The organism is Rhizobacter sp. LjRoot28 (assembly GCF_964253025.1).
Classification (GTDB): Bacteria; Pseudomonadota; Gammaproteobacteria; order Burkholderiales; family Burkholderiaceae_C; genus Rhizobacter.
The window spans coordinates 356,082-373,333 of sequence record NZ_CAXUQC020000001.1; the positions used below are offsets into that span (position 1 = coordinate 356,082).

The 17,252-nt window shown below is 69.5% G+C and carries 12 protein-coding genes; 7 read left to right on the top strand and 5 right to left on the bottom strand.

The window, feature by feature from the left end:
* Positions 1-166: 166 nt before the first annotated feature.
* From ychF to ACSQ2F_RS01700, 3 genes are all read right to left on the bottom strand, one after another.
* Entirely contained in the window at positions 167-1,258 is a 1,092-nt protein-coding gene (ychF, locus tag ACSQ2F_RS01690; RefSeq protein ID WP_436019132.1) for a redox-regulated ATPase YchF, read from the bottom strand.
* Positions 1,259-1,323: 65 nt separating this feature from the next.
* On the bottom strand, positions 1,324-3,174 hold the full coding sequence (locus tag ACSQ2F_RS01695; RefSeq protein ID WP_436019134.1) for an ATP-binding protein: 1,851 nt from the start codon (positions 3,172-3,174) through the stop codon (positions 1,324-1,326).
* Positions 3,175-3,303: 129 nt separating this feature from the next.
* Complete coding sequence (locus ACSQ2F_RS01700; protein ID WP_436019136.1) at positions 3,304-5,739, bottom strand: AsmA family protein; 2,436 nt, start codon at positions 5,737-5,739, stop codon at positions 3,304-3,306.
* Between the two features lie 86 nt (positions 5,740-5,825).
* Between ACSQ2F_RS01700 and ACSQ2F_RS01705 the strand changes: the two genes are divergently transcribed.
* From ACSQ2F_RS01705 to ACSQ2F_RS01720, 4 genes are all read left to right on the top strand, one after another.
* On the top strand, positions 5,826-6,929 hold the full coding sequence (locus ACSQ2F_RS01705; RefSeq protein ID WP_436019138.1) for an FAD-dependent monooxygenase: 1,104 nt from the start codon (positions 5,826-5,828) through the stop codon (positions 6,927-6,929).
* A 10-nt stretch (positions 6,930-6,939) separates the two neighbouring features.
* Positions 6,940-7,698, top strand: a complete 759-nt coding sequence (locus tag ACSQ2F_RS01710; protein WP_436019140.1) for a DsbC family protein — start codon at positions 6,940-6,942, stop codon at positions 7,696-7,698.
* Between the two features lie 88 nt (positions 7,699-7,786).
* Positions 7,787-9,511 (top strand): M61 family metallopeptidase, encoded by a 1,725-nt coding sequence (locus ACSQ2F_RS01715; protein WP_436019142.1) that lies wholly within the window; start codon positions 7,787-7,789, stop codon positions 9,509-9,511.
* A complete protein-coding gene (locus ACSQ2F_RS01720; RefSeq protein ID WP_436019144.1) occupies positions 9,508-10,560 on the top strand; it encodes a DUF3108 domain-containing protein in 1,053 nt (350 codons plus the stop codon). Before ACSQ2F_RS01715 ends, ACSQ2F_RS01720 begins: the two co-directional genes overlap by 4 nt.
* A 42-nt stretch (positions 10,561-10,602) precedes the next feature.
* On the opposite strand, the gene ACSQ2F_RS01725 is transcribed toward ACSQ2F_RS01720, so the two are convergent.
* Both ACSQ2F_RS01725 and lysS read right to left on the bottom strand, forming a co-directional pair.
* Positions 10,603-12,768 carry a TonB-dependent receptor gene (locus ACSQ2F_RS01725; RefSeq protein ID WP_436019146.1) on the bottom strand — a complete coding sequence of 722 codons (2,166 nt, stop codon included), beginning with the start codon at positions 12,766-12,768 and terminating at the stop codon, positions 10,603-10,605.
* Between the two features lie 133 nt (positions 12,769-12,901).
* Positions 12,902-14,398 carry a lysine--tRNA ligase gene (gene lysS / locus ACSQ2F_RS01730; protein ID WP_436019148.1) on the bottom strand — a complete coding sequence of 499 codons (1,497 nt, stop codon included), beginning with the start codon at positions 14,396-14,398 and terminating at the stop codon, positions 12,902-12,904.
* 120 nt (positions 14,399-14,518) lie between these two features.
* On the opposite strand from lysS, the gene ACSQ2F_RS01735 reads away from it, so the two are divergent.
* The 3 genes from ACSQ2F_RS01735 to ACSQ2F_RS01745 are packed head-to-tail and all read left to right on the top strand — an operon-like array spanning position 14,519 to position 17,252.
* Complete coding sequence (locus ACSQ2F_RS01735) at positions 14,519-15,577, top strand: Gfo/Idh/MocA family protein (RefSeq protein ID WP_436019150.1); 1,059 nt, start codon at positions 14,519-14,521, stop codon at positions 15,575-15,577.
* Positions 15,577-16,158 (top strand): acyltransferase, encoded by a 582-nt coding sequence (locus ACSQ2F_RS01740; protein WP_436019152.1) that lies wholly within the window; start codon positions 15,577-15,579, stop codon positions 16,156-16,158. The genes ACSQ2F_RS01735 and ACSQ2F_RS01740 overlap by 1 nt, the downstream gene beginning before the upstream one ends.
* Positions 16,159-16,160: 2 nt before the next feature.
* Positions 16,161-17,252 (top strand): DegT/DnrJ/EryC1/StrS family aminotransferase, encoded by a 1,092-nt coding sequence (locus ACSQ2F_RS01745; protein ID WP_436026699.1) that lies wholly within the window; start codon positions 16,161-16,163, stop codon positions 17,250-17,252.

The window sequence follows — 17,252 nt, forward strand, 5'->3', positions numbered from 1 at the left end:
GCCGTCGCGACGGGCGGGGTGCGCCGAACGTTCGTGCGCCGGGCCTCCGGTCATCGGATGGCCGGTCGTTCAGCTGGACCGGCTGCGAACCGGGTTTCCGGTCTTGCGCTGGACGTGCGTCGGGTGTGAACAGCCGGGCGTCTCACGACGGCCGGCTGCCGTCGCTTCAGACGTTGAACAGGAAGTTCAGCACGTCGCCGTCCTTGACGACGTACTCCTTGCCTTCGGCGCGCATCTTGCCGGCGTCCTTCGCACCTTGCTCGCCCTTGAAGGCGATGAAGTCGTCGAAGGCGATGGTCTGGGCGCGGATGAAGCCGCGTTCGAAGTCGGTGTGGATGACGCCCGCAGCCTGGGGGGCGGTGTCGCCGATGTGGATGGTCCAGGCGCGGACTTCCTTCACGCCGGCGGTGAAGTAGGTCTGCAGGCCGAGCAGCTTGAAGGCGGCGCGGATCAGGCGGTTCAGCCCGGGTTCGCTCTGGCCCATCTCCTGCAGGAAGAGGAGGCGGTCCTCGTCCTCCATCTCGGAGAGCTCGGCCTCGGTCTTGGCGCAGATGGCGACCACCGGGGCCTTCTGGCGGTCGGCGTATTCGCGCAGGCGGTCGAGGAAGGGGTTGTTCTCGAAGCCGCCCTCATCGACGTTGCCGACGAACATGGCCGGCTTGGCAGTGATCAGGCACAGCGGCTTGACGAGCGCCGACTCCTCCTTGGTGAGGCCGAGCGAACGCACGGGGCGGGCTTCATCGAGCGCGGCCTGCACCTTGACCAGCACGTCGACCAGCTTCAGGGCTTCCTTGTCACCGGCGCGCCCGAGCTTCTGGGCGCGGTGCACCGCCTTCTCGACCGTGCCGAGGTCGGCAAGACAGAGCTCGGTCTGGATGACCTCGATGTCGGCGATGGGGTCGACCTTGCCGGCCACGTGGATGACGTTCTCGTCCTCGAAGCAGCGCACCACGTTGACGATGGCGTCGGTCTCGCGGATATGGGCCAGGAACTGGTTGCCCAGGCCCTCGCCCTTGGAGGCGCCAGCCACCAGGCCGGCGATGTCCACGAACTCGACGATCGCGGGCACGACGCGCTCGGGCTTCACGATCTCCGACAGCTGTTGCAGGCGCGGGTCGGGCAGTTCCACGATGCCGACGTTCGGCTCGATGGTGCAGAACGGGTAGTTCTCGGCCGCGATGCCAGCCTTGGTGAGGGCGTTGAAGAGGGTGGACTTGCCGACGTTGGGCAGGCCCACGATGCCGCATTTGAGGCTCATGGTGTGTTGGCGCGAGAGGCGCGGGGTGAGTGGGGCAGCCGCGGCGTGCGGTGCAGACCGGTATTTTAGTGGGCCACGCGGGCATCCACCGCGCGGCGAACCGAGCGCAGCAGCTGATGACGGGACACCGGCTTGACCAGCACGTCGTCCATCCCCGCCGCGAGGCACGCCGCCCGGTCCTCGGCGAAAGCGTGCGCCGTCATCCCGACCACCGGCAGCGTGCTCGCCCGTTCCCCGGCCGCACCGGCCCGGATGCGGCTCGTGGTTTCCAGCCCGTCCATGCCCGGCATCAGCCAGTCCATCAGCACCACGTCGATGCCGCCCGCCGCGAGCAGCTCCAGCGCCTCCTGCCCCGAGTGCACGATCTTCACGTGCACGCCGGCGCTGCGCAGCATCTGCTCGGCGATCATCGTGTTGATCGGGTCGTCGTCGACCAGCAATGCCCGCACGCCGCCCAGGTCGGCGTCGAACGCGGCGGTGCTCGATTGCTGGTCCTGCCCCGGGGCGTCGCACACCGGCAAGGGCAGTTGCAGCTGCACGCGGGTGCCAACGCCCGGCTCGCTGTCGAGCACGATGCGTCCGCCCATCAGGGTCACGAGCTGGCGTGTGATTGCCAGCCCCAGCCCGGTGCCGGCAAAGCGGCGCGTGCTGCCGTTGTCGGCCTGGTGGAAGGCATCGAAGACCCGCACCAGTTCGCGGGGGGCGATGCCGATGCCGGTGTCCTGGATGCGCATCAGCAACTCGCTGCGGGCCCGGTCGTAGTCCACTTCCAGGCTCACCTGGCCGCGATCGGTGAACTTGATGGCGTTGCCGAGCAGGTTCATGAGCACCTGCTTCAGGCGGAACTCGTCGCCGTGCACGAACGGGGGCACACCGGGCGCGGACCGGTACACCAGCTTGAGGGCCTTGCCGAGCGCCTGTGGCTGCATGGTGTCGCGCACGTGGCTGAGGCAGGCATAGAGGTCGAAGCCCTCGTTGAAGATCTCCACACGGCCGGCCTCGATGCGCGACAGGTCCAGCACGTCGTTGATGAGGTGCAGCAGGTGGGTGCCGCCGCGACGCACCGTCTCGATGAGTTCGGCGCGCTGCGCGGGCAGGGTGGACTGGTCGCGCAGCAGATCGGCCGCTCCCAGCACGCCGTGCAGCGGGGTGCGGAGCTCGTGGCTCATCGTGGCAAGAAAGCGCGACTTCGCCTGCGACGCCTGTTCGGCGGCATCGCGTGCCAGTTCCAGGTCGCGCATGCGGTGGGCGATGAACTCGTTGACCGAAATGGCGTTGTCGGTCGGTTCGCCGGCGGCCCGAGTCGACAACTGCAGAACGGCTCGCAGTTGGCGTGCGATGCCGAACAGCACCAGGCCCAGCATGGCCTGGGCAAAGAAGCCGTTCAGGTAGAGCGGCCACAGCACGGCCTCCCAGTCCCGCATCGGTGTTCCGCGCCATTGAACGATGAAGGGGGGAAGGATCGACAGCAGCGTCACGCTGGTGCTGAGCGCCAGCGCCATGGCGGGCGGCCAGGTCAGGAACAGCAACAGGTGCGCGCTCATCATCCAGTACGACAGCGAGGCCGCGGAGTAGAAGCTGATCTGGCCTTGCACCAGCAGCGCGAAAGCGATCGAGCCGACGAAATACACGCTCACGCCGAGCGTCAGCAGGCCCTGGACCAGCGTGAGCTGCCCCGGCCGGCGCCACACCAGCAGGGCCAGGCCCAGCAGCCACGTCATCATGGCGGGGTAGGCCAGGCGATCGGAGTCGGCGAGCACGCCACCGCGCCATTCCGCGAGCCACAGCACCGCCAGGCAGCCTGCGAGTGCCGGCAGCAGCCACACCGCCGTGCGCGCCGCGAGGAGCGTCAGGCGAGGGCCCGCCTCGCGAGCGTCCGGGCGCGATGGGTCGAGCGGCAGTTGCGCAGTTTCCATAGGGGGACGATTTTCCGGCGTACTGCGGGAAAACCCCAGTCCGTTCGTCCGCTCCGGGTGCCGGGCTTCGTGACGGAATGCGCGAACCCGCGCTTCGGATTGCGCATTAGTTCCCGAATGGAGCCGGTCTCACTTGAAGATGCCGCGCAGCCGCTGCTTGATCAGGTCTTCCGGCCGTGAGGCCGCGCCGGCCGGTGCGCTGGCGGCGCGAGGCGGCAGACCGAGCTTGTCCTTCAGCTTGTCGCGCAGCTGGTCTTCGACCTGCTGGCCCACCTTGCTCTTGAGCAGGTCCGCCGCGACGGCCGACCAGCGGATCTGCCAATCGATTGCCTCGAGCGGGCCGGTCAGGCGCACGGGCACCGTCACGCCGCGAAGCTCGGCCAGTTCGGCGCCGCCCTGGCCCTTCGATGTGTCGGCCACGGTGGCGCGCACGGTGTAGTCGATGCGTCCCTGGCCGATGTCGACCGCGCCGTCTCCCCCCAGCCGCAGGAACGGGCTCTTCATGTCCAGGTCGTTGCTGCGCGCGACGCCGTCCTGGATGGCGAAGCTGGCGTTCAGTTCGGAGAAGTCCGTCTTCTCGGTGGTGACGGCGCGGGCCGAGGCGTCGGCCTTGGAGGAGATGGCCGCACGCACCTGACGCAGCTGTCGAGCGAGGTTGATGCCCTTGATGGCGCCGTCGCGCAACTGAAGGGACGCCGAGCCGTCGAGCCGGCGCTTCAGCTCGGCCGTGGTGGCACCCTGGCTGCGCAGGTCGAAGGCCACCCGGCCACGGCCTTCGAGCAGGTCCTTGTCGGCCACGTCCTTGAGCAGCGCCAGGATGTCGATGCCCTGGGCGGCGCCACGCGCGGCGACGCGGTTGCCGTTGGCGTCGGCGCTGGCCGTCATGTCGAGGCGGCCGCCCCAGACGCCGGCCTCGAACGGGCTCAGCTGCAGGGCGCCGTTCGCGATGCGGGCGGAGGCGACGAAGTTGGTGGCCCGGTACTGGCGGTAGGCCAGGCTGCCGGCGCGCAAGTCGAAGCGGCCATGGATGGACTTGAGGGCCGACAGGTCGAGGGGGGCGTCGGCGCCTGGAGCCCCGGCGGGTGCAGAGCCGGCGGTCGCCGGTTTCGCCGTCGTGGCCGGCGGCAGCAGCCGGTTCAGGTCAAGGGCCTCGAAGCGCGCCGATGCGGTGATGGCCATCGGCTTGTCCTTCAGGCGTACGGTCCCCTGGGTCTCGAACGGGTTGGCGTTCACGCTTCCCTTGAGTGCCCATTGCGCCGTCTCCGGGGAGGCGGAGGCCCGCCCATCGAAGTCGAGTGCGAGTGGCTGCAGGGAGGGTTCCTCGATGCGCAGGCGGGCCTGCAGGGCGTCGAGGGTGCCCGCCTTGGTGGCCGCGTCGACGACGAGATTGGAGCGCAGCGTGCCGCTGACCTGCCGCGGGCCGCTGCGGCCCTTGAGCGTCGTCTCGACTCCCGGCAGCCGGATCTGTTCGAAGGTGCCCTGGGGAGCCGCCGACTTGAAGGTGGCCTCGAGGCTGGTGTCGCCCTTGACGGACGCCGAGCCGCTGAGCGGGCCGCCCTTCAGCGTTTCGCCGTCCACGCTGAGTTGCGGCCAGTCCAGGTTCAAGGCGAGCGACTGGCCGGCGTTCGTGCCTGCCAGCTTGAGCGCCAGGCGTTCCAGCGACAGCTGCCGCTTGGCCGGGTCGTAGCCGAAGCGCTTGATGGCCAATGTGGAGTCGGCCAGTTTGAGGTCGCCGAGCGTCGCCCCGAAGCGCAGGTCCAGGTCGTTGGCGGCCACGGTGCCCGCTGCGCCGTCGTAGGCGAGGGCGCCCTTGAAGCGCACATCGAGCGCGCGCGCGCCGAAGGCGTCGCCCGTCCATGCAAGGTCCATGTCGCGCAAGGATACCGAGCGGGCCTGCAGGTCGAGCGTCAACGCGGTCTTGCCCTTGAGCTGGCCGGCGAGCGCGGGCTGGGTGAGGGCGAGCTGCAGGTCGAGCGCCACGGGGGACTCGGTGCGGTCGGTGAGCCGGCCGGTGGTGAAGCGGGCGACACCGACCTTGCCCTTCAGGCCAGCCAGCGCGTCGTCGACGGTGAGCGCAAGGTTCTCGAAGTCGAGGCCTTGCACGTCGAAGGCCAGCGCCTCGCCTTGCGGGCCTTCCTCGGCGGCAGGCTCCGGCTTTTCGTCCTTGGCCAGCAGGTCGTCGATGTTGGAGCGGCCCTCCGCGTCGCGTCGGTACACCGCGCGCACGCCGCGCGCGGCGACGCGGTCGACCTCGAGTCGGCCGCGAAGCAGCGGCAGCAGGGCCGCGGACAGGGACACCTCGTCGACGTGTGCGAACTCGGCGGTCTGCTGCCGTTCGCTCAAGGTCACGCCGGAGAGCTTCACGCCCAGGCGCGGCAGCACGGTCAGTTCCACCGGGCCGTCGATCACCAGCGTGCGCTGGCGCTCGGTCTTCATCCAGTCGATGGCCAGGCCCTTGTAAGCGTTGGCATCGAAGGTGGCCACGAGCCAGGCGACGGCGGCGATGCCCACCACCAGCAGCACGCCCAAGGCAATCAACAGCTTGCGAACCCAGGAGGTCTTCATCGGGGCGCCGGCGGGCCGGAGTGAGTGGAAACCCGGCCATTGTGCCCAGCAAGGGCGGCCTTGCAAGCCTCTCTACAATGGGCCGGATGAAACGTTTTGACGTGTGTGTGCGAGGGGCCGGCATCGTGGGCCGCGCGCTGGCCCTGTCTCTCGCCCGCAGCGGCCTTCGGGTGGCACTGGTGGCCGATCCCGCCTCGCCGGCACGCGAAGACATCCGTGCCTATGCGTTGAATGCAGGCGCGGTGTCCCTGCTGCGCGACTTGAAGGTCTGGGACGGTCTGCCGCCGCATGCCGCAACCGCCGTTCACGAGATGCATGTCGAGGGCGATACGTCCGGCGTGCTGGAGTTCTCCGCGTGGGAGCAACACGTCTCCGAGCTCGCGTGGATCACCGATGCGGCGCAGCTGGAACAGGCGCTGGCCTCGGCGGTGCGCTACGCGCCTCATGTCACCGTGGTGGATGCGCCGGTGGACGCGGCGCTCACCGCGGTCTGCGAGGGCAAGTTCTCGGCGGGCCGCAGTGACCTCGGCGTGGTTTTCGAACGCCATGACTACGGCCATCGCGCCATCGCGGCCCGGCTCACCGCCTCGGTGCCGCACCGGCACGTGGCACGTCAGTGGTTTCGTTCGCCGGACGTGCTGGCCCTGCTGCCCTTCGACACGCCGTCGGCGGGCAACTCCTACGCCCTGGTGTGGTCGGTCCCCACGGCGCGGGCCGACGAACTGCTCGCGCTCGATGCGGCTGCATTCGAGGCCGAGCTTCACGAGGCGACGCGGGGCGACGCCGGCGTGCTGTCCGTGGCCGGTGAACGCGCAGCGTGGCCGCTGATGATCGCGCGTGCGCAGGCCTGGTCGGGGCCTGGCTGGGTGCTGCTGGGCGACGCGGCGCACGTCGTGCACCCGCTGGCAGGGCAGGGCCTGAACCTCGGCTTGGCCGACGTGGTGGCGCTCACGCGCGTGCTGGCCGAGCGTGAAGCCTGGCGGCCGCTGGGCGACGCCCGGCTGCTGCGCCGCTACGAGCGGGCCCGCCACCTCCCCACGCGCGCCATGGGCCAGCTCACCGACGGCTTGTTGCATCTTTTTGCCGGCCAGCAGCCGCCCCTGCGGGAACTCCGCAACCGCGGCATGGGTCTCGTCAACCGGCTCCCCCCGCTCAAGCGCTGGCTCACCGCGCGAGCGCTCGACTTCTGAAAGACGCGCCATGCCGAAGACCTCCTCGTCCCTGACGCACCCCCCGCTGGTGCTGGCGGCCCACTTGTTCATGGCGGCGGCCGCCGCGCTGCTGCTGGCCGGCGCCGCGCTGGCCGACGAGGCGGCCATCCGCAAGAACCTCCCCGAGCGCGTGCCCAACCTGCCGCCGATCGACGAAGTGATCAAGAGCCCGATCCCCGGCCTCTATGAAGTGCGCATCGGCAGTTCCATCCTGTACGCGGACGAGACGGCCAACCACGTCATCGAGGGCAGCCTGATCGACGCCCGCACCCGCACCAACCTCACCGAAGCCCGGCTCAACAAGCTCAGCGCGGTCGACTTCGACAAGCTGCCGCTCAAGGACGCGATCGTCTGGAAGAACGGCACGGGCGCTCGCAAGCTGGCGGTGTTCTCCGACCCGAACTGCGGCTACTGCAAGAAGCTCGAGGTCGACCTGCAGAAGCTCAAGAACGTCACCGTCTACACCTTCCTCGTGCCGATGCTGGGGCCGGACTCGGCCGAGAAGTCCAAGAACATCTGGTGCGCCAAGGACCAGGCGCGCGCGTGGCTGGGCTGGATGCTGGAGGCCCGGCTGCCGGCCCGCCACATGACGGCATGCGAGACGCCGCTGGAACGCAACATGGCCTTCAGCCGCAAACACCGGGTGAACGGCACGCCGGCGCTCTTCTTCGCGGACGACACCCGTGTGCCGGGCGCCATCGAAGCCGAGGAAATCGAGAAGCGTCTCTCCGCGGCTCACAAGTCCTGACGGCGAGTTGGGCGGCGCGGCGCCGCATCGGCGGCCACCGCCGCTGCGGGCGACAATGGCTGCAGTTCGTTCACGGAACCCGCCGCCGATGATCTCCTACCGCGTCTCGCTCGCCGACCTTCATGCCCACCTCTACGAGGTGACGCTCACCGTGCCCGACCCCGCAGAGGAGCAGGTGCTGAGCCTGCCGGCGTGGATTCCGGGCAGCTACCTCATCCGCGAGTTCGCCCGCCACCTGTCGGGCGTGACCGCCCGGCAGGGCAGCCGCGATGTGCCGGTGCACCAGCGCGACAAGGCGAGCTGGGCGGTGAGCTGCTCCGGACGCGGCGCGCTCGTCGTGCGCTATACGGTGTATGCCTTCGACAACTCCGTGCGCGCCGCCTTCCTGGACGCCGATCGCGGCTTCTTCAATGGCACCGGCTTGTGCCTGCGCGTTCACGGTCGCGAGACCGACACCCACCGGCTCGAGCTGGCCCGCCTGCCGCGCGGCTGGGACGTCGCCACCTCGATGCCCGAGGCGTCCGGGGGTGGCTATGAGGCCGCCGACTATGACGAACTGGTCGACCACCCGGTGGAACTCGGCCGCTTCTGGCGCGGTGAGTTCAAGGCGGGCGGCGTGCCGCACGAGTTCGTCGTGGCGGGTGCCTTGCCCGACTTCGACGGCGAACGGCTGCTCGCCGACACCCGGCGCATCTGCGAGGCGCAGATCAGCTTCTGGCACGGCCGCAAGAAGCCGCACTTCAAGCGCTATGTGTTCCTGCTCAACGCGGTGGACGATGGCTATGGCGGCCTGGAGCATCGCGCCAGCACGGCCCTCATCGCGGCCCGGCGTGACCTTCCGCAGCAAGGCCGCGCGGAGTTCGGCGACGGCTACGTCACCCTGCTCGGCCTGGTGAGCCACGAGTACTTCCACACCTGGAACGTCAAGCGCCTGCGTCCGGCCGAGTTCATCCGCTATGACTACACCCAGGAGAACTACACGCAGCTGCTGTGGTTCTTCGAGGGCTTTACCTCCTACTACGACGACGTGTTCCTGTTGCGTGCCGGGCTGATCGACGCATCGCGCTACCTGCGCCTGCTGGCCAAGACCGTCACGGGCGTGCTCGGCATGCCGGGACGGAAGGTGCAGAGCGTGGCGCAGGCGAGCTTCGATGCCTGGGTGAAGTACTACCGTGGTGACGAGAACACCCCGAACGCGACGATCAGCTACTACACCAAGGGCTCGCTCGTGGGCCTGGCGCTCGACCTCACCTTGCGGGCCGAAGGCCGCGGCACGCTGGACGACGTCATGTGCGGCCTGTGGGCGCGCAGCGAGGGTGGCCCTATCAGCGAGGCTGACATCGCCGCCGTGCTGAAGGAGGTGGCGGGCCGCTCGATGGCGCGCGAACTGGAGGCCTGGGTGCACGGCACCGACGATTTGCCGCTGCGCCGGCTGCTCGAGAAGTTCGGCATCACCTGGACGGCCCAGGCGCCGTCCCTCGCTCAGCGGCTGGGCCTGCGGGTGTCCGAGGGCCCGCTGTCGGGCATCAAGGTGAATTCGGTGTTCCGTGGGGGCGCCGCCGAAGCGGCCGGCTTCTCCGCGGGTGATGAGGTGCTGGCCATCAACGACTGGCGCATCCGCCGGCTCGACGAGGCCCTGCGGGTGCTGCCGGCGGCCGGGCGCATCGAGGTGCTCGCGGTGCGTGACGGCCGGCTGCGCCGCCTGCAGGCCACCGTGCCCGCGGCGCCCGAGGCGGGCGCGGTGTCGCTTGCCCTCGACGGCGAAGCCAGCAAGGGCGCCCTCGGCTTGCGGCGCGCGTGGTTGCACGGTTGAGGCCGCGCAGGGCGGCGGCCTGGGCCGCGCTCGTCGTGGCCGTGGCGGTGGCACATGGCTGCGTGGTCGACCGGGCGGGCGGCTACTTCTCGGCCTTGACGTCGGGCGAGCCCATGCCGGAACGGATGAAGGCGGTGTACGTGCGCAGCATGGAGGCGGCCGAGCCGGTCGCCGTCGCGCCCACTGCACCCGCACCGCGGCGGCAGCGGGCGCCGGTGGCCCCGGTGGACACCGCGCCGGGACCGGAGGCTCCGGCGTCGGCCGCATCGGAACCCTTGGAGCTGCCCGCTGAGCCGGCCGCTGCGGCCTCCACGCCGGTCGCGGAGGCGGCGTCTGCGCCGGTGGTTGCGCCGGCCGACACGGCCGCGAGCGCACCGCCCTTCGAGTGGCCGCTCGCCACCCGCGTCACCTATGTGCTGACCGGCTACTACCGCGGCGAGGTGCATGGCACTGCCCAGGTGGAATGGGTGCGCGAGGACGACCGCTACCAGGTCCACCTGGATGTGTTCGTCGGCCTCCAGGTGGCGCCGCTCATGTCGCGCCGCATGACGAGCGAGGGCCGCATCACGCCCGAAGGCTTGAAGCCGGAGCGTTACGACCAGGTGACGAAGATGGCGTTCAGTTCGCCCTACCGCGCGGTGGTGCGCCTTGCACCCGACCACGTCGTGCTGGCCAACGGCCAGCGGCGCGCGAGCCTGCCGGGCCTTCAGGACACGGCCAGCCAGTTCATCCAGCTGGCCTGGCAGTTCAGCACCCAGCCCGGCTCGTTGAAGCCCGGCACGGTCATCGACGTGCCGCTCGCGCTGCCGCGTGCGGTGAGCGTGATGCGCTACGACGTGTCGGAGCCCGAGATGCTCTGGACGCCCTTCGGCGAAGTGCCGGTGATGCGCCTCAAGCCGCGCGAGGCGCCCCGCGCCGGTGGCGACCTGTCGGTGGAGATGTGGATCGCCCCGCAGTACCGCCACCTGCCCATCCGGCTGCGCATCCACCAGGACCCGGAGACCTTCGTGGACCTGATGATCACCAAGCCGCCGGAGCTCGGCGGCTGACGGTGACGCGGAGGGGCGATACCGGCGTGCCCCTGCGCAGGGTCAGAAGTCCATCGTGCCCGACAGGTGCAGGGATCGCGGTGCGGCCTGCGCCAATCCACCGAAGCTCGATGCGCCGACCCAGTCGTTGGAGTCCAGCAGGTTGCGCACCCCGAGGCGCAGCGCGGCGGCGCGGCCGTCCAGCCGGCCTTCCCAGCGCACGCCGGCATCGAGCCGCGTCCAGGCGTCCAACCGTCGAACGTTGCCGGCGTCGGCGTACTGCTTGCCGGCATAGGCCACGGTGCCGTTGATGGCCACGCCTTGAACGCCGGGCACGTCCCAGTCCGCGGTGGCGTTGGCTTGCAGAGCCGGCACGCCGATGGGATGCTTGCCCGCGACGGCGGCGTTGGACGACTGCGTCACCTTGGCGTTCAGCACCGTCACCGCCGCCATCACGCGCAGCGAAGGCATGGCAGCGCCGGTCGTGCCGAGTTCAATGCCTCGATGGCGCTGCTCGCCGTCAGCGGCAAAGATGTTGTTCGGCCCGCTTGCCTGTCCGTTGGGTTTGGTGATCTGGAAGACCGCCAGCGTCGTCAGGAGTCCGCCAGCCTGCCATTTCCCACCGGCTTCCACCTGCTTGGCCCGGTAGGGGGCGAGCGCCGTCCCCGCGTTGCCCGCCGTGGTGGGGGCGATGTCTCCCCGGCTGAGGCCCTCGGTGTAGTTTGCATAGACGGCGCTCGTCTCACTCGGCCGGAACACGAGGCCGACGAAGGGCGAGATGGCGTCTTCGTCATAGGACTGCGCCACCGCGCCGTTGGGCCCGTAGTTGTCGGAGCGCACCTGCTGCAGGCGTGCACCGAGGGTTGCTTGCACGCTTGCGGCCGCCCACGACAGGGTGTCCGCAAGCGCCAGGCCGTCGAGGCGCGACGCAGACACCTTGGCCACCACATCGGGCGGCGCCACGCTCTGCGCAGCGAGTGTCGGAGCGGTGTACAGGTTGGACGTTACCGGGGTCCCGTTGCGCGAGCCGCGGGCAAGGCGGTCACGGTAGGTGGACGCCTGTACGGAGATCGCATGTTGCAAGGGACCGGTGACGGCCTTGATGCGGGCGCCGACGTTGGCGGTCTGTCGGTCGATCTCGAAGCTGAACCGGGCGGGCGTCCAGGTGACATCCCCGGCCGCAGTCGTCAGCGTCGGGTTGCCGAACAGTCGGTCGACCGACGTGCGAGCCGCGCCGATGTCGGCGAAGGCGACGATGCGCTCCGTCAGGTCGGATTCGACGCGCCACAGGGCCGACTGGTCCTCGACGCGGGAGAACTCCCAGCCCTGGCTGAGATTGCGTCGCGCATCGGGAGCCGCCGGCACATCGGTGACTCCCGCGCCGAGGAAGACCGGACGCGACGGTGCATCGAGGTCCTCGCGCTGTGCGATCAGGTCGAGCGTCGTGCGCCAGTGACTCGCACGGTAGTCCAGCGCCAGGGCGCCGACGGCGGCCTCGCGCTCTTGATGATCCAGATGGGTCTCGCCGCCCTGCACGCCGGCGTTGAGCCGCACGCCCAGAGAGCGGTCCTCGCCGAAGCGTCGGCTGAGGTCGAGACTGGACTCAAGCTGTCGGGACGAACGGTAGCCCACCCCCGCTCGCGTCAGGTCCGCATGGCCGGCCCGCTTGGGCACGATGTTGACCGACCCGCCGATGGCGCCGTTGGGGGCCATGCCGTTGACCAGGGCCGTCGGGCCCTTGATCAGTTCGACCCGCTCGACATAGGCGCTGAGGATGCGGTAGTTGGGTGCCACGCCGAAGACCCCGTCGAATCCGAACTCACCGAGGTTGCCTTCGTTGACCGGGAAGCCGCGGATGTAGAACGCGTCCAGCAGGCCGCCCGGAGAAACCGACACTCGCACCGAGGGGTCGTTGGCCAGCACGTCGGCCGCCGTGCCCGACTGCTGGTGGGCCATGGTCTGAGCGGTGAACCCGACGACGCTGAACGGCGTGTCCAGCGCGTCGGCGGCGCCGAGCACCCCGAGATTGACACCGCGGCTGGTCAGGCCGCCGGCCTGGGGACGCAATGGATCGCGGTCCTTGACGAGGACCGGGGGCAGAGTGGTTTCGCTCGGCGACTGAGTGCCGGGCGTCGGTGCTTCTGCAAGTGCCTGGGCAGCGAACGCGAGGGCGCAGAGGGGAAAAAGACGCTGCGGGATTGACCGCGTCAGCAGAGGGGAACGGTTCATGGAGTGCGCGGGAGGAGTGAAACCCGCGCAGGGACGCACGGGATGCCGCGCATCTTAAACAAGAACCGTTCGCATTTGGAGGGCGCTTCCCCGAAAGGTGAACTTCCGGGGGAGCGGGCTTCCTAGCGGCGCCTCAGCCTTCCTTGCGCAGGGAAGGAAAGAGGATCACGTCGCGGATGCTGGGCGAGTCGGTCACCAGCATCATCAGTCGGTCGAGGCCAATGCCGCAGCCGCCGGTCGGAGGCATGCCGTATTCGAGCGCGCGGATGAAGTCGGCGTCGTAGTACATGGCTTCCTCGTCGCCGGCTTCCTTGTTGGCGGCCTGCGACTGGAAGCGGGCGGCCTGGTCCTCGGCGTCGTTCAGCTCCGAGAAGCCGTTGGCGTACTCACGGCCGGTGATGAAGAGCTCGAAGCGCTCGGTGATGGCCGGGTTGCTGTCGGATGCGCGGGCGAGCGGCGACACCTCCACCGGGTAGTCGATGATGAAGGTGGGCTCCCACAGCTTCTCCTCGACCACCGCCTCGAAGAGGCCGAACTGCAGTTCCGGCAGCTTCCAGTGGGCGGGTGCTTCTTCGCCGGCCTTCTTCAGGTGGGCGCGCAGCACCGCGGCGTCGTCGGCTTCGTCGAGGGTGAGGCCCGCATGCGCCACCAGCGACTCGCGCACCGTGAGGCGGGCAAAGGCAGGTTCCAGGTCCACGGGCTTGCCACCGTAGCTGAGCGTCGCCGAGCCGGTCGCCTGGCGGGCGGCGTGGCGCAGCACGTTCTCGGTGAAGTCCATCAGGTCGTGGTGGTTCCAGTACGCGGCGTAGAACTCCATCATCGTGAATTCCGGGTTGTGCCGGACCGAGATGCCTTCGTTGCGGAAGCTGCGGTTGATCTCGAACACGCGCTCGAAGCCGCCGACGATCAGGCGCTTCAGGTAGAGCTCGGGCGCGATGCGCAGGAACATGTCCTGGTCGAGCGCGTTGTGGTGCGTCACGAAGGGCTTGGCATTGGCGCCGCCCGGGATCGGGTGCAGCATCGGCGTCTCGACTTCCATGAAGCCGTTGTCGACCATGAACTGGCGGATCGAGCTGATGGCGCGGCTGCGCGCGGCGAAGCGCGTGCGGGCGTCCTCGTCGGTGATCAGGTCGACATAGCGCTGGCGGTACTTCTGCTCCTGGTCGCTCATGCCGTGGAACTTGTCCGGCAGCGGGCGCAGGCTCTTGGTGAGCAGGCGCAGCGTCGTGACCTTGATCGAGAGCTCGCCCGTCTTGGTCTTGAAGAGGGTGCCTTCGGCGCCGAGGATGTCGCCCAGGTCGTAGTGCTTGAAGGCGGCGTAGGCCTCCTCGCCGATGCCGTCGCGCGAGACGTACAGCTGGATGCGGCCCGTGCTGTCCTGCAGGGTGGCGAAGCTCGCCTTGCCCATCACCCGCTTGAGCATCAGGCGGCCCGCCACCGAGACCGCCACGTTCTGCGGCTCGAGCGTCTCGTTGTCCTTGTCGCCATGCTCCCCCGACAGCGCCGCTGCGCGGTGCGCCGGCTTGAAGTCGTTGGGGAAGGCCACGCCTTGCTGGCGGATGGCGGCGAGCTTCTCGCGGCGCTCGGCAATCAGCTGGTTTTCGTCGGTGGGGAGGATGGGATGGTTCATGAGGGGTTCTCGGTGCGGCGGCAATTTTATGCGGGAGCGCCCGTCGCGCCCGGGCAAGAGCGCCCACCGGGCCTAAAATTGCGCGCTTTACCCGGGCCCCTGCCCGCAAGCGAAGTCCTCATGCCCATTCCCTCCGTGATCCGCGACCGCAAGCTGCGTCTGGCGCTGGTGGGCTGCGGCCGCATCGCCCGCAGCCACATCGATGCGCTGCGCCAGCACGCCGATCGCGCCGAATGGGTGGCCGTTTGCGACACCCAGCCCGAGGCCCTCGCGCGCGCCGTGGCCGATACCGGAGCCCCCGGTTTCGCCTCGCTCGATGAGCTACTCCAGGGCAGCGCGCCGGACCTGGTGGTGCTGGCCACCCCGAGCGGCCTGCACCCGCAGCAGGCCATCCGCGTGGCCCGCGCCGGGCGGCATGTGCTGAGCGAGAAGCCCATGGCCACCAAGTGGGACGAAGGCGTGGCGATGGTGCAGGCCTGCCGCGACGCTGGCGTGAAGCTCTTCGTCGTCAAGCAGAACCGGCTCAATGCCACGCTGCAGCTGGTCAAGCGCGCGGTGGATCAAGGCCGTTTCGGGCGCCTCGCGATGGTGGCCGTCAATGTCTTCTGGACGCGGCCCCAGGCCTACTACGACGCCGCCCCCTGGCGGGGCCGCTGGGACATGGACGGCGGCGCCTTCATGAATCAGGCGAGCCACTACGTCGACATGGTCGACTGGCTAGTGGGGCCGGTCGACAACGTGCACGCCTACACCGCCACGCTCGCACGCAACATCGAGGCGGAGGACACCGGCGTCATGAGCCTGCGCCTGCGCAGCGGCGCGCTCGCCTCCATCAACGTCACCATGCTGACCCACGGCAAGAACTTCGAGGGCAGCATCACGCTGCTCGGCGAACGGGGCACGGTGCGTGTGGGCGGCGTGGCCGTCAACAAGATTGAGCACTGGGAGTTCGACACGCCGCATGAGGACGACGCCCGCGTGGCGCAGGCCAGCTATGGCGTGGAAAGCGTCTACGGGCCGGGCCATCCGCTCTACTACGACAACGTGATCCGCACCTTGCGGGGCGAGGCGCATGCGGAGGTCGACGGCTACGAAGGCCTGCGCTCGCTCGAAGTGCTGATCGCGGGCTACCGTTCCGCCCGCGACGGCGTGCGCGTCGGCTTGCCGCTGGTGTTCTGATGACCGCGGCCGTCGTCCATCCCTCCGCCATCGTCGACGATGGCGCGCAACTTGGCGCGGGCACGCGCGTCTGGCATTTCGCGCACGTCTGCGCCGGCGCCCGCATCGGCGAGCGCTGCTCGCTGGGGCAGGGCGTGTACGTGGGCAACGATGTGGTCATCGGCCACAACGTCAAGATCCAGAACAACGTGTCGGTGTACGACGCGGTCACGCTGGAAGACGACGTCTTCTGCGGCCCGAGCATGGTGTTCACCAACGTGCACAACCCGCGCGCCGCGGTGGTCCGCAAGAACGAATACCGGCGCACGCTCATCCGGCACGGGGCCACGCTGGGCGCCAACTGCACCATCGTGTGCGGGACGACGGTGGGGCCTCATGCCTTCATTGGCGCGGGTGCGGTGGTGAGCCGTGACGTGCCGGCCTTCGCGCTGGTGGTGGGCGTGCCGGCGCGGCAGATCGGCTGGATGAGCCGGCACGGCGAGCGGCTTGACCTGCCGTTGGAGGGCGACGGCGAGGCCGTGTGCCCCGCGACCGGCGAGCGCTATCGCCTGAGCGGTGGCACGGTGGAGTGCCTGGCATGAGCCTGCCCTTCATTGACCTGGCCTCGCAGTACCAGGCGCTCAAGCCGCGCATCGCCGAGCGCATGCAGCGTGTGCTCGACCATGGGCAGTACATCATGGGCCCGGAAGTCGCCGAACTGGAAGGGCGACTCGCGACGTTCACCGGCGCGGCGCACTGCATCACCGTGTCGAGCGGCACCGAGGCCCTGCTCATTTCGCTGATGGCGCTCGGGCTCCAGCCGGGCGACGAGGTCATCACCACCCCGTTCACCTTCGCCGCCACGGCCGAGGTCATCGTGCTGCTGGGTGCGGTGCCGGTGTTCGTGGACATCGAGCCCGACACCTGCAACCTCGACGTGTCGCAGGTGGAGGCGCGCATCACGCCGCGCACCCGCGCCCTGATGCCCGTGAGCCTCTATGGGCAGGTGGCCGACATGGCGCCGCTGAACGCCATCGCCGAGCGCCACGGCCTGCCGGTGATCGAGGATGCGGCCCAGAGCTTCGGCGCCACCTACCAGGGCCGCCGCAGCGGTGCCTTGAGCACGCTCGGCTGCACCAGCTTCTTTCCGAGCAAGCCGCTCGGCTGCTACGGCGACGGCGGCGCCATCTTTACGAGCGACGAGGCGCTGGCCCAGGCCTGCCGCGAGATCCGCGTGCACGGCCAGAGCGCGCGCTATACCCATACCCGCGTGGGCGTGGGCGGGCGCATGGACACCTTGCAATGCGCCGTGGTGCTGGCCAAGCTGGAGCGCTTCGAATGGGAACTGCAGCGGCGCCGCGAGATCGGCGCGCGCTATGGCGCATTGCTCGAAGGCACCCGTGTGCGCACCCTCGTCGTGCGACCGGACCGCGACTGCGTCTGGGGCCAGTACACCGTGTTCGTCGACCAGCGCGCGGACGTGCAGGCGCGCCTGCAGGCATCGGGCGTTCCGACCGCGGTGCACTACCCCAAACCTCTGCACCGGCAGCCCGCCTATGCGGCCTTTGCCGGCGCTGACGAGTTCCCCTGCAGCGATGCGGCAAGCCACCGGGTGATGAGCCTGCCGATGAGCGCCGACCTGACCGAGGCCCAGCAGGACGAGGTGGTCGACGCTCTGCGAGCCGCGCTCGGCTGA

What these genes read in the sequence shown, in the direction of transcription:
- ACSQ2F_RS01710 (WP_436019140.1), top strand. Translation starts at nt 6,940, where the DNA reads ATGCCGAAGACCTCCTCGTCCCTGACGCACCCCCCGCTGGTGCTGGCG.
- ACSQ2F_RS01725 (WP_436019146.1), bottom strand. Translation starts at nt 12,768, where the DNA reads ATGAACCGTTCCCCTCTGCTGACGCGGTCAATCCCGCAGCGTCTTTTT.
- ACSQ2F_RS01695 (WP_436019134.1), bottom strand. Translation starts at nt 3,174, where the DNA reads ATGGAAACTGCGCAACTGCCGCTCGACCCATCGCGCCCGGACGCTCGC.
- ACSQ2F_RS01700 (WP_436019136.1), bottom strand. Translation starts at nt 5,739, where the DNA reads ATGAAGACCTCCTGGGTTCGCAAGCTGTTGATTGCCTTGGGCGTGCTG.
- ACSQ2F_RS01735 (WP_436019150.1), top strand. Translation starts at nt 14,519, where the DNA reads ATGCCCATTCCCTCCGTGATCCGCGACCGCAAGCTGCGTCTGGCGCTG.
- ACSQ2F_RS01715 (WP_436019142.1), top strand. Translation starts at nt 7,787, where the DNA reads ATGATCTCCTACCGCGTCTCGCTCGCCGACCTTCATGCCCACCTCTAC.
- lysS (WP_436019148.1), bottom strand. Translation starts at nt 14,398, where the DNA reads ATGAACCATCCCATCCTCCCCACCGACGAAAACCAGCTGATTGCCGAG.
- ACSQ2F_RS01705 (WP_436019138.1), top strand. Translation starts at nt 5,826, where the DNA reads ATGAAACGTTTTGACGTGTGTGTGCGAGGGGCCGGCATCGTGGGCCGC.
- ACSQ2F_RS01740 (WP_436019152.1), top strand. Translation starts at nt 15,577, where the DNA reads ATGACCGCGGCCGTCGTCCATCCCTCCGCCATCGTCGACGATGGCGCG.
- ychF (WP_436019132.1), bottom strand. Translation starts at nt 1,258, where the DNA reads ATGAGCCTCAAATGCGGCATCGTGGGCCTGCCCAACGTCGGCAAGTCC.